Raw genomic sequence first — 12,874 nt, 5'->3', positions numbered from 1 at the left:
GAATAACCTTATCTGAATTGTTCAGCGGACTACCGAAAGACGAGGGAGAACCCTCGAACCGCAAATGAACCGAATGGTCAGGCGGAAGCGCAAGTACTCACCTGCCAGGCAGAAATAGCGCGGTCTATGCCCCGTGAAAGTCAAGTCGCTCGAACACTTCGCCGACAACGAAACAACGCGTTTTTGGACAAAAAAGGCCGTTTTAGGGGGGTCATCTCCGCGGGAGTTCTCGTTCGAGGGTCTTTTTGAGATTCGCAAGCCTGCGGGACGAGCTAGAGAAGCCCTCCTGACGCGGTGGCAACCCCCTAAAACGGCCTTTTTTGTCCCAAGTTCGACTTAATCGCTGTCGACGCCCTTACGCCTCAGGAACGAGCCCCTTCAGGGCGCTTGCCACCTTGCGCGCGGCAGCCGTGATCGTGAGGTCGTCAACGTTCACCGTGACCTCCGCGTACTTCTCGTAAAGCGGCTTGCGCTCATCGAAGAGCTCATGCAGACTCATGCCGACGCCGTTCTTCAAAACTACGCCGCGCTCCTGCAAATCGGACAGGCGGCTTTTCAGCTCGTCGTAGGAAATCTGCAGGTAAACCACGTGGCCGATCTCGGAAAGATGCTTCATGGCCTCGTCGGAATAAACCGCAGAACCGCCCGTCGCGATGACCGAACGCTCGGCCTTCAAATCGGAGAGCACCTGGTTCTCAACGGCGATGAACCCTTCCGGACCGCACGCGTCGAGCAGCTTTTGCAGCGTCTTGTCGCACTGATTCTGAATCACCAGGTCGGCGTCGATAAAGTCGTAACCGACGATCTTCGCGAGCACGATGCCCAAAGTTGACTTGCCGGCACCCGGCATGCCGATCAGGACGATGTTGTTTTTCTCCGACATAGCTTCTCCTTCAACGGTAATGTCTCGCTGATCACTATAGCAGCAAAGATCAGCACAAAGCCCACCACAAGGCGCAACGTCATCTGCTCGCCATACAACAGGATGGAAAACACCACGCCAAACACCGATTCCAAACTCAAGAGAAGCGACGCCTGGGTGGGTGGCACATGCGCGAGCGACACGTTCTGGATACCGAACGCAACGACGGACGCGAACACCGCGAGGAACAGCATCTGCCCGATAATTTCAGGGGTGAACGCCGCGATACCCGGGAAGGTTTCGGTCGCAGCGCCGAAGATAATTCCGAGCGCGCCTTCCGCGATGAACTGGAACACTGTCAAAACGAGCGCGTCGCATTTCTGCGCGAACTTCGAGACGGCGACGATGTGCGCCGCGAATGCGACCGCGCAGCCAAGCGTCATCGCCTCGCCGAAACCGATGGAGAGCGTCTCGCCTGACGAGCTCACCGACACAAGCCAAATGCCGCACACGGCCACGATCGCCGCAACGATATTGAACACGGTCGGGCGCTTACGCGCGATGAGCCACCAGGCGAACGGCACAAGCACGCAATACGTCGCGGTAAGAAACGCGTTGATGCCCGGCGTGGTGTGCTTGAGCCCCACCGTTTGCAGCCAGAAGGCGGTGAAGTCGAGTACCCCGAGAATGAACCCGTAGGTCACGACCTTGCGCGAGCAGAACCGCATCACGCGCTTGCGCAGTATCACGAGCAGCAACGCGCCCGCAAAGAGAAAGCGCATGCCCAAAAGCCACGCCGGGGGCAGCACGGCCACGACGTCCTTCATGACGACGAAGCTGAAACCCCAGATAATCGTCGCGAGAACGATGAGGAGCTTATAGACCCAAGATGGGATATTTGCCATGAATTATGCTCTTCTTCCTTCGAGTCAGGGCCGAGAACCGCCGCACACGGGCGCTTGACCCGCATGACGCCTTAAGACCCCGCTATTTCCTGCCGAATCCGCCGCCCGTCGCCTGGGCCTCCTCGCGCTTCGCGATCGCGGTATGCGCCGCCTGAAGCGAGTCTCTCAAACACTCGTTGATTGCCGGGGCCGCAGCAAGGCGCCGCACGCGCGCCAACGCGGTTTGGGATTTCGTCTCGTACCACGTCTGCCAAACAGCCGGCTGGGGCGCACCATGGAACGACACCGCCTCGTCAGCCACGCCGAACTCATAGGCGAAAGGCAGGAGCTCTCCCCATTGCGACGGGGAAAGAGACATGGGCTCGTCGAGTTTTTCCAGGTCGCGCATCCAATTTCGAAGCCCCTTGCAACGCGCGATCAGATTGTTGCCGCTCTCAGTGCGCCTCGGGAGGTAGTTTGCGACGAGCGTCGTCGCCATGGCGGTCGGAAGCGCGAGGACGGCGGGAATCGGGTTTATCGTGATGATTGCAATGGCAATCCCCGCGACAGCAGTCACGCCGGCCACGATGAGGAACACCTTTTGCGCGCGCTCGCCCGCAGTCTCAAAGAAATCGCGCTCCTCGCACGCCTTGCCAAGCGAGGCCTGCCATGCGCTCATCGACTCGACGAAAACCTCGGGCTGATCGACCGCACGCTGCTTCAGCTGGCTGAGCGAGCGGGAGTCGCCAAGAGCGCTGTGTCCCATGAGAATCTCCAGCGCAGAAGACTCGAGCGCGCTGAGGCTTCCCGTCGGCGCTCCGAAGGCAACCGAGAGATACCAGGTGGGAGCAGCGTCTTTGGAGGGATCGCTCGCCTCGATGCGCAGCACGCCCTTATGCGCAAGCCGCATCACCGTCGCCGTGAAGTCGCGCATGTCATCGTGATTCCAGCGCCAAAGACGCCCTGCCACCGCAGGCTCCAAGCCCTCTTCGGGAACTTCCCGATAGTACTTCCCCGAGAAATCAGACGGGTATTCCCGGCCCAAACGGGCATAAGCGATCGCCGCCGCGGCTAGAATCGCCGCGCAGACAAAGGCTATCAGGGCAAAGGTCGTGAAAAGAGCTTCCTGCTGGAAGCTCCAGGAATCGGTCCACACCTTCTCCTCGGCAATCGCGTAGTCGAGTCGAGCTGTCGCACGATTCGCGAGCATCTTCTTGCCGTCGAGGTGCGTGAGCCACGATGCGGGGAACAGCACGTGGGCCGTTGCGTACTGACCGGGGTTCACCACGTCGTCGTGTAGCACGACCGTTCCCGCCGAATCAACCGAGACCGTACCGTTTTGGGGACCATGCCCCCACGCACGCACCGTGTCGTTCGGGATGACGGTTTGTCCTTGAGCGACAGGAAGCGTGATTGTCGCCGTCACGTTTTCCGAAGCCACCGGCCAATCGAGGGAAACGTAGGTCCAGTACGCCTCGGAGATGTCCTTGTAGGCGAGAACCGCGTTCGTGATGGTGTAGTCGAGTTCTACGATTACGCGAGAATCGGACACCTGAGGAAATGCGTAAAGCGTGTTCTTCGCATTATCGTAAGCGTATGTTGCCCCACTGGAGGCGCCCCCGGCGAGCCATTTGGCGGAAAACGAGGTGCTCGAAAGCGTCTTCCAATCGCCCTCGACGTTCCCGTCGGCGTCGGCTTGAGCGAGGCGCATACCGTTGATCTGCACACTCGCCGTTTCGGCAAGGCTGGTGAACGACCAGCCGACATATGCCGAATCGCCCTGGAAATCGAGGACGCGGTACTCGATGACCCGGTACGATCCGTCCGTTTCCACCTGCATGGTGATGTCGGTTTTCGGGCTTGAATACGATCCGACGGCGAATGCAACGCGAGGCGATGCCGCCATCAAAGCGACAGCGAGCACGAGAAGGCAAGCCGCGAGTACGGCAGCGAGGGAAACCGCTGGGCGCATCGGGGCGATAGTGCGAGCAATCGGGCGCTTCGCAGCGCACGAGCTGTTCGCATTCATCCGCATGAGGCGTAGCCAAACCGTTCGCCGCGCATCCTTTCTGTTTCTCACCGCAGTGCTCCTTGCATCTTTTTCCCGTTCACGGTATCATAGCAAACCGCACCTATTATAAGTGGAGAAGTGACCGAGAGGCCGAAGGTGCTCGCCTGCTAAGTGAGTATGCCCCAAAAGGGCATCTAGGGTTCGAATCCCTACTTCTCCGCCACGATTTGCACAGCCCCCGCAACTGCGGGGGCTTTTTCTCGCCCAACTGCAGGGGATTTAGCACGCGCGTCTCCAAACGCGAACGCGGTCCTGAAAGGCACCACGCAGGCCACCGCAGGCGAGTGGGCGAACGAACGGGCTACTTCCTAAACTTCCACCACTTGAAGCCGGAGGCCTTCTCGGGCTTCTTGCGGTAATTCGGGTTGTGCTTTATGAACAAGCGCCGACATAAAAGCGTCACAGCAAGGCCGACAAGCGTCGTCGCCAGGAAGCTTGCCGAAAGCTCGAGAACGTCAATATTCCCCTCGAGCAGCGCATACAGCGACGCCAGCGCGAAAAATGCCGAGAGCACGCTCATTAAGAACGTGAACAGCTTGATGAGGATTTCTTTCGCCTTCGTCGGGGAATACAGAAACATCGCGACCACGTACACCACGCCCGCCACGAGCGCGAGCACGATGATTAGCGGAACGATTCTCGAAAGCCGGGCTAGCAAGGGCATGGGCGCACCTAACTCTGCTCGGGTACGATGGCGGCCTTAAGCGAGCCGAACATGGTGGTTCTCGCCCACCAGCCGCGCGATTGCGCCGCCGCAGCAATCGCGCATGCCACGTTGAAATCGCGGCACACGGCGAAGGTGGTCGATCCGCTGCCGCAAAGAAGCGACGCCTCGATCCCCGCTTGACGATGCAGCCAGGCGCGAACGTCAGCCAGCTCAGGAAGCACGCTCTCGGCCGCAATTGACAAGTTGTTCACCAGGGGAACCTCGCATGCCGTCTGCGCCGCCTCAGCAGCAGCCGCCGCAGACTCATCAACCTTTTGGGGATTCCCATCGAAGGTACGGTATGCCTCAGCGGTCGACACGCCCGACTCGGGCTTGATCAGCACAAGCGGCTTTTTCATCGCCTCGAGCTCATGGTCGAACAGCTCGCCCGTGCCGGTGAAGCACGCGCAACCTCCATGGAGGAAGAACGCCACGTCGCTGCCAAGCTCGTGCGCAGCCTCCTCGATCAGGGAGTCGTCCTCGGAAATACCCCACAGGCGTGCCGCACCGACAAGCGCCGCCGCCGCGTCGGAAGAGCCGCCACCCAAACCGCCCTCGTGCGGGATGTTCTTCTCGATGCGAACGTTAATCGCGTCGTCGTAAGAAATATCGGCCTTACGAGCGAGCAGGTCAATCGCCTTGAACACGATGTTCTCACGCGCGGGAACGTTAAGGGGCGCCACTCCCCCGCGTGCATCACAGCTGATCGAAATGAGAATATTACCCGCAGGGCCAGCGCTCGCCGTATTCGTTGGCGCACCTTCTTCGGCGGATTCGAGCGCCGCTCGTGCGGCAACGATGTCGGCACGCTTCATGTACAGGACATCGTGAAGCGCCATAGCGTGAAGGACTGTCGACACGTCGTGGTATCCGTTATCACGACGATCGCCGATGCTCAGAAACAGGTTCACCTTCGCCGGCGCCACAAGCTTAAGCCCCGCGCCCTCGATCTGCGCCGTGCGCGCAATGGAGATCATATCGACCGGAACCTCGAGCGAGGCGCGCTGACGACTCATGCATTCTCCCTGCTCAGGAGCGAGCGTTTCACGTGAAACGTTCTCGACGGGGGCCTCGGCGGCCAACGCCTCGGCAGCTGAGTCACCCGCAACAGGCGTCTCGGCGGGCGCATCGGCGGCCGTCACCCCAGCGCCAGTCACTCCAGGCAAGCCGCCCTCGATCAGGGCAGCCTCTTCATTGCAAGCGGTTTCTTCAATCATTTCTTCCTCTTGTTCGCGAAAAAATCTCTCAGGAGCGCCGAGCACTCGTCGGCAAGAACCCCAGGCGTCACCTCAAACGTATGGTTCAAGCGCTCGTCGGCATTGACCTGGTAGAGCGTTCCTACAGCCCCAGCCTTCGGGTCGGGAGCTCCGAAAACGCAGCGGGCTATGCGCGATTGGTGCATCAACCCCGCGCACATGATGCAGGGCTCGAGCGTCACGTACACCGTGCAGTCCGAAAGGCGCCAAGCATCGAGCACGCGCGCCGCTTCCTGCATGGCAAGAAACTCTGCATGGCCTGCGGGGTTCTTCGTCGTCTCCCGTAAGTTGCACGCTCGGGAAATCACGCGCGGCTCAGCCAAGGGGCGCCTCGTCCCTCGGTCTATCGGCTCGTAGACCACCACGGCGCCGATAGGCACCTCGCCAAGCGATTCCGCACGTCGAGCCTCCGCGATGGCAAGCCTCATGTAATCTTCGTCGTTCATGCGCCCATTATAAGGCACAACAAGGCCCCGGCCAAAGGCGTTGCGCACGCGTCACGAGGAAAGGAAAGAACCTGCGCACTACCTTATAGTCGGGGCCAAAGGGTGCCCCGCGGCCGCACGGGCCTCGATCGAGAGGCCCTACATCGCGTGATCGAATCGCGATGCTGGGGTGCTGCGGCCGCATCGGGGCTCATAGTCGATCAGCTACTGCTTCTCATCTCCCTTCTCCCTTTTGCGAAGCGCACCGAACGCTGCAGCGCCGACTGCACCCGCGGCAAGAATCGCCAGGGTTGCCACACATGCGATGGGCATCGTCTCATCGCCCGTCTTCGCGAAGCGCGCAGGGGACTTGCCAGGCGTGCCAGGCGTGCCAGGAGTCACTGCGGGAGCAGGCTTCGTGTACGTGTTCTTGAACGTTGGGGGCGTTCCGTTCGGCCAGGTCACATTCGCGACCAGATTGCCCTTGCCGTCATCGGTCACGACAACGGTCACCTTGTACGAGCGGCCGTCGTAGGTGATGCCGGCCTGCCCGTCGTTCATCTCGACCAGCGTGAAGTCGTACGTTCCGACCTTGTCGAAGTCGATCGCGGGGAACTCGATGCGGCCGTCAGCGGCGTTCTTCGCCTCGTACGTGCGACCGTCGGCGCCCGTCAGCTTGAAGGTGAACTCGCCCGCCGCGAGCGTGCGACCCTCGAGGGTCTTCGTCGCGCCGATGATCACCGTCGTACCCTTGGCCTTATAAGCGTTCTTGAAAACCGCCCCATCGGCGCCATCGATGGCAAAGTCAACCCTCAGCTCGTTGTCGATCTCCACAACATCGGCCGTGACCTGGTACGTCGTCGCGTCATAGGCGACACCGGCAGCTGTGGTTCCCGCGCCGATCTCGCGCATCGTGTAGATGTGCGTGCCCGCTTCGGTGAATTTGATGTCCGAGAACACCACGTTCCCGTCAGCATCGTTCGTGCCCGTAGAGACGACCTTGCCGTTCTCGAGCAGCTCGAAGGAGAACTCGCCCGCGACGAGTGCTCGACCCTCAAGGATCTTCTTCGCCACAGGAGCCGCGAAGATCGGGTCAGGATCGGGGATGACCGGCGGCGTGTAGGTATACGTGTTGGTGAAAGTGCGCAGCGACGTGCCCTTCACGTAATCCTGCACGTTGGTCACATTCGCCGTGACGTTACCAGCGTTGTCCCTGGTCACCGTAACCTCGAAGGTGAAAGCGGGGTTCGGGTCGTTCGTCACGTCAGCGTGCCCACCCGCCTTCTCGGTGATGGTGTAGTGGAACACGAGCGTGTTGGCGTCAGCAGGCGGATTGTCGGTCGTCGGGCCATCGCCCGCAGGCTTTGCCGCAGGGACGTCGCTCGCTACCGCCTTGTCAGCTGCGCTCGGCTCGTTAGCGGCGTCAGCAACAGGAGCGCTGTTGATCACGATAGGACCGTTGTCGAACAGGCTCGCGTCGAACGTGATCACGCCGAAGTCGACCGACCCGTCGGCATCATTGTGCGCCGTCGTCGCCACAGGCATCGGAGCATTCGCCTCAGCAGCGGTCAACGTGAAGGTGAACAGCCCCGTCATATCCGGCATTTCGACCGCGGAGTTGTTCGTGAAGCGCTTGAACGCGTTCACGGGAATCTGGTTGTCGTCATACTCGAAGCCGGCGACATTCGTGAACTCACGCGTGTTGGGCGTGGTCGTGAGCTGGGCGGTCGCCACAAGCTTGCCCGTATGGACGCCGTTTTCGTCAAGGTCGGTCACCGTCACCGTGAACTCAGCAGCATTGCTCGAGTACTTAACGCCACCGATAATATACCCAGCGTTTATTTCGGTCACACGATACTTGTAGACTCCGACCTGGTTATACGTGATGTCCCCGAACGAAATCGGAGCATGGCCCGTAGCGGGGTCAACCATGTCGGCGCCGACCGTCACGATGGTATCGCCTGGCAGCGGAGCGCCCATGGTCAGCGGCTCGAGAAGGAAGCTGAATGCGTCATTGGCTTCCCAATCGCGCCCCTCGAGCACCTTGTACAGCCCGAATCCCGCTTGGGTATCGAACGTCGCAGGGTCAGCTGCATAAGCATTCGTGAAAGAAACCTTGTTGCCAGCCGCGCCGTCGACCGTGGTCGTTATCACAAGCGCGCCCGCGTTGTCGGAAGCAACGCTGATCGCAACGCTATGCATCGCCTTGTCATACGTCATGCCAGGCGCCCCGATGGAAGGCACGTTCTCGAACACGTCGAAGGTGAACGTCTTGCCCGCGTCGTCCTGCGTGAAGTGCAGGTCGGTAAGCAGGGTCGCCTCGTACGCAACGCCCGCAGCACGGGGCTCGGAATTCACAAACGTGCGCGTGCCGTCGCCGCCAAGCAGCGCCGCAGCAGCGTCATTGGTGCCAGCGATGTGGAAGGTGAATTCGCCCTGGTCCATATCGCGACCGTTGAGCGTCTTGCTCAGGACGAGTCCAGCGTAGTCGCCTTCCGCCGTATAACGGTTGGTGAAGTCGAGCGAGTTCTCGACCGTTCGCGTTGCCGCAAGCACGCCGTTGTTGTCGGTCACCGTCACCACAATTGTGGCAGTATGGCGATCGAACGCCATACCCTGCGTACCATCAGCGGGAATCCGCTGGCTGTTCCACGAATTCTCGCGCACCATGAAGGTGTACGCACCCGACTTGGTAAACGTTGCATCGCCGAAGGAGAAGTCGACCGCTTGGCCGTTCGTTCCTCTCAGCGCAACAGCATCGGTACTCGTCAGACGGACAGCGCCGTTCGCGATGGCAGACTGCGTCACGTCATCGCCAGGGAGCAGCACAAACCCGAAGGTCTCGTTTGGAAGCATGTCGCGCCCAGCGAGAGTCTTGGTGCCCGCCGCGAAGTCCCCGGCGGGAACGATCACGGATTCAGGCGTATAAGAATTGCGGAAAGTTGCGAACGACTCGACCTGAGAGCCTTGCGCCGCGTCGGCAAGCTGGTAGCTCGCCGTCCAAACCACAACCGGCTCATCGTCGACTATCTCGCTCGCAATGTCTACCCTGACGACCCACGTGGACTCATCGTAGATCATCCCAGTCTGAAGCAGGGACGCGTCAGCGTCGGCAACGTTGATCCAGTTGCCAGCACCATCCGGCACCAACTCGGTGATGCGGTACTCGAACGACTCGCCGATCATGTCGCCCGTGAAGACGATGTCCCCAAACGTCACGCTGCCGTCAGCGTTAACTGCGCCGATCGGGTTTGCGGGCATCGGGGCCCAATCAGTGACCGGCTCGATGCGGAAGTTGAACATACCGCGCGCAAGGGGATTCGCACCCGAGTTGTCGGTGTATTCCTTCTTCACCGCAGGGTTCCATTTCGCTTCCCTCGCGGCGAATTCATTGGTGAACGTTGCGGCGTCGACGCCGTCATCGGACTGGACGCTCGCGCCATCGTCGTCGGCGATTTGCACCATGATGCTCGACACATTCAGTATGCCCTGATGGATGGCATCGTCGCCCTGCCCCGCAAGCTCTTCGGTCACCGTGACGACCACGCGATAGCGCGCCTGCGACAAAGACATGCCAGCTCCGGCGCCCACGCTCTGATCCTCGCTGATCTCATAAACGTACGTACCGGGCTTCGTGTAAGTGATGTTACCGAACGTGCCAGCCGCATAACCGCCGTCAGCCAAATCCTGCTTGGTAAGGGTAAGCACGCCATTAGGCTCGCCATTCTCGCCAAGCGGCATCGGAGCGTTGTCGGTCACCGGGGTAAGGATGAAGCGGAAGACGTCGTTGTCAGTCCAGCTACGACCGGTCAGCACCTTCTTGACGACAAGGGCATCGTCGTTATCGAGCGTGCCGCTCGGACGATAGGCGTTGGTGAATTCAGCCGTCGCCTGCGCACCAGCAGCGATCGTTCCCGTCGCAGCTTGCGGGTCATTGTTTTCCGCAGGAGCTATCTGATCGAAACCAGTCGTAGGCTGCTCGCTGACGAGGTATTCCCAGCCCGCGCTCAAACCCCGGATGTAGAGCCTCTCGCCGTCCTTGAGCGAGTGCATCGCCTTACCGTTGTTGTCAAACGCGATGGTGAACGCATCGCCCACGGGCTCATTATTCACATCGCGGACTTCGGCGGAGAATTCCTGCCCCTCCGCCTTGTCAATCTCGATGGTAAAGGTGAAAGTGTCGTTGGCAAAATCGGCACGATCGTAGCCCTCGGGGACGACCAACGACTTGGAGATAGCCAGCGTGCCCGGCTTCTCAATGACGAGCTTTCCGTTGTTGCCCAGATGGCAGGCAATGCTGCTCCCCGACCACAGGGGGTTGAGCACCGTCGCCGCCGTCGCCGTCGGATTGCTATCCTTAGGCGTGCGCAGCTCATCGATATAGGTAATGCGCGGAGTACCCGGCTTGAATACCGCGTTGCCGGAAGCATCGGTACCGATATAGCCGAACAAAGACTCAGAGATATTGCCTGAGAACTGGATGGCGCCCGACTGCGGCGTCGCCTGCCCGTTGCCAATATCGTACCAGCTGCGCTTGTAGTAATACGTGCCGCCTGCGTTCAATGCGCCCTTAGCTGGCACCGTGCACGCCTCATCCGTATAGATCGGCGTTTCCTCGGTCATGTAGTAGTAGCTGTTGGACTTCGCCGGGGTGAACGCCGCCAGGACGTCGCCGTCTTCCCCACCATTCCACTTGTTCGCATAGAACGCCACGCCGTCGCCGGCCGCATTCGCCTCGATATAGGCGGCAAGCGCCGCATCAGGGTTCGCCAAGGCGCTCTCCACGTCTTCCTTCACGCTCGACTCGAAGAACACGCGAATGGGGAACGTCACGTCGACGTTGCCCGTGCCTGCCGATTCGTCAATCTGGAAATGACGCAGCGGGATGAGCGACGCGGGGATCTTCACTTCGACAAAATCGCCCGTCGCCAAATCGTCTGACTTGGTCACCGTGATGACAATCGAGCTCAAGTTGCCCGAAGGATAAAGCACGTTGCCCGCTTCGCCCGAGAACGTGTACGTATCAACGTTTCCACTCGTCGATTTCACCGGATTTTGGAACAGCTGCTTCGCAAACACGATCGTCGTAAACGAATCGACCTTCATGTAGTCGCCAAGCTGGTCGGTGAAGGTGATGTATCCCGAAGTCGAAGGATCATAGCCCTGCTGCACTTCGGTGGGAAGGCCCGTCGAGCTTGTGATCTCCTGGGAAATCTCGTCGAAGAGGGTCTTCAGATCGGCCGCGTTCGAAGCCGCTTTGTAGAAGTCGGAATTGGTCGCACGTGCGCCAAAGTTCCAAACCCAATTGTCGAATATGAAGCCTTGGTTGGTATAGCTGGCCGTAGGATAGTTGCTCGACACGGCGTGCATGAACTTGTTCTCACGGCTAGTGCCGCTGTTCGTAGGATCGGGCGCGGGATTCGCACCGCTGAAGATGCCGACGGAGTAAATGGTCGCCCCCGCATCCTTCATCGACTTAGCAGCAGTAACGGCAGAACTTGCCACACCACTTTCGAAACCGCTGCTGCTCGTCGGCGAACCGTCGGTGAAGAACACCACAATCTTCTTGGCGTTCTCGCGACCCGAGGTCTGGCCATCCGCAAGTTCCAACCCATAGTCAGCCTGCGTCGCACCGGCAGGCTTAATGGCATTGACGGTCGACTTCAAGTCATCCGCCAACGAACCGACACACGAGGTCAGGTTCTTCATCACCTGGCTGTAGTTGTAGGTGTACCTGCCATCGCGATAGGTATCGTTACCTACCTGATTGTTTTTCTTTCCCGCAAACTTCACGAGCGAAACCCGATGCTGCTGGGCAGGGTCGCTTATGCTTGCGTTCTGCTTCGCGATCTCGTCGATAAACGAGTTCGCCGCAACCTTGAGCGCATCGATCCTCTTCGTGTTGTCGCCATTGCCCATGGGATCGTCCATCGAGCCCGAGGCGTCGAGCACCAGCACGATATCGAGCGGCTGCGCCACCGTCGACTTCAAGTTCGACGTGGACGAAAGCGCCGAGAACGCCGTGAGGAAATCCGCCTCGGAGCTTTTCTCGATCGTTATCGTTCCGTCCGCCCCTGTCAGAGCGATGCCCTCGGTCGACACCGTCTTGTCGGTCCAGATGCGGCCGACGCTCTGGGTCGAGTAATCCAGACCCCAATCCCTCCACGTGCTCGCCGTATTGGGGTCGGCCACCGTGTCCTTGTCGCCTGCGGCATAGGGCGTGGTTCCTGCGCCCGACGCGCCCGATCCCGCAGAAGCGCTTTCATCGGCGAACGAGAGCGTCGGCATGCCGACGGTCAGCGCGAGAAGCGCCGAAAGCAAGATGTTACGAAGCTTGGTGCGTTTCACGATAGAACCTCCGTCCCTCTTGTCCCAGGGTCTTCATGTGCTCGATACTGTCTCGCGCCAGAAACGGCACCTTTCTTATTCCCGTCTTCATTCATTGCTCCTCTCCTCGTATACGCGCATTGCCTTGCGCACTACCACCCTTCCATCATGAAGGGAAACGGGTGAGGGGGTAACGTTCGTAGATGCGCAAGGGGGTTTCGTATATACGAAACCCCCTTTGTGAGTTCTCGCTATCTATTCGCATCGAATGTCCGCATTTTAGAAAAGGAACAGGACGCGAAGTATCCCGATTTGCGGCGATTTCAGCGCCTCGGCCAAAATG

The 12,874-nt window shown here is 59.9% G+C and carries 7 protein-coding genes and 1 tRNA gene; 1 reads left to right on the top strand and 7 read right to left on the bottom strand.

Annotation, left to right across the window (positions count from 1 at the left end; genetic code table 11):
* Positions 1-355: 355 nt before the first annotated feature.
* The 3 genes from F8C90_RS10285 to F8C90_RS10275 form a co-directional block, all read right to left on the bottom strand.
* Positions 356-883, bottom strand: coding sequence for a shikimate kinase (locus F8C90_RS10285; RefSeq protein WP_158050416.1), 528 nt, complete (start codon positions 881-883; stop codon positions 356-358).
* Positions 856-1,767, bottom strand: coding sequence for a DMT family transporter (locus tag F8C90_RS10280; protein ID WP_158050415.1), 912 nt, complete (start codon positions 1,765-1,767; stop codon positions 856-858). The genes F8C90_RS10285 and F8C90_RS10280 overlap by 28 nt, the downstream gene beginning before the upstream one ends.
* Positions 1,768-1,849: 82 nt before the next feature.
* A complete protein-coding gene (locus F8C90_RS10275; protein ID WP_158050414.1) occupies positions 1,850-3,826 on the bottom strand; it encodes a DUF2207 domain-containing protein in 1,977 nt (658 codons plus the stop codon).
* A gap of 63 nt (positions 3,827-3,889) precedes the next feature.
* On the opposite strand from F8C90_RS10275, the gene F8C90_RS10270 reads away from it, so the two are divergent.
* Positions 3,890-3,980: transfer RNA gene (locus tag F8C90_RS10270), tRNA-Ser, on the top strand.
* Between the two features lie 138 nt (positions 3,981-4,118).
* Here the strand turns inward: F8C90_RS10270 and F8C90_RS10265 are convergent.
* The 4 genes from F8C90_RS10265 to F8C90_RS10250 form a co-directional block, all read right to left on the bottom strand.
* Entirely contained in the window at positions 4,119-4,481 is a 363-nt protein-coding gene (locus tag F8C90_RS10265) for a guanylate cyclase (RefSeq protein ID WP_246155897.1), read from the bottom strand.
* An 8-nt stretch (positions 4,482-4,489) separates the two neighbouring features.
* Positions 4,490-5,740: a 4-(cytidine 5'-diphospho)-2-C-methyl-D-erythritol kinase gene (locus F8C90_RS10260; RefSeq protein ID WP_246155896.1), complete on the bottom strand. Its 1,251-nt coding sequence runs from the start codon at positions 5,738-5,740 to the stop codon at positions 4,490-4,492.
* Positions 5,737-6,225, bottom strand: a complete 489-nt coding sequence (locus F8C90_RS10255; protein WP_158050413.1) for a nucleoside deaminase — start codon at positions 6,223-6,225, stop codon at positions 5,737-5,739. Before F8C90_RS10255 ends, F8C90_RS10260 begins: the two co-directional genes overlap by 4 nt.
* A 204-nt stretch (positions 6,226-6,429) precedes the next feature.
* A complete protein-coding gene (locus tag F8C90_RS10250; protein WP_158050412.1) occupies positions 6,430-12,552 on the bottom strand; it encodes a Spy0128 family protein in 6,123 nt (2,040 codons plus the stop codon).
* Positions 12,553-12,874: the final 322 nt, after the last annotated feature.

The organism is Ellagibacter isourolithinifaciens (genome assembly GCF_008831035.1).
Taxonomy (GTDB): domain Bacteria; phylum Actinomycetota; class Coriobacteriia; order Coriobacteriales; family Eggerthellaceae; genus Ellagibacter; species Ellagibacter isourolithinifaciens.
This window is presented reverse-complemented; position numbering and strand designations above follow the sequence as displayed.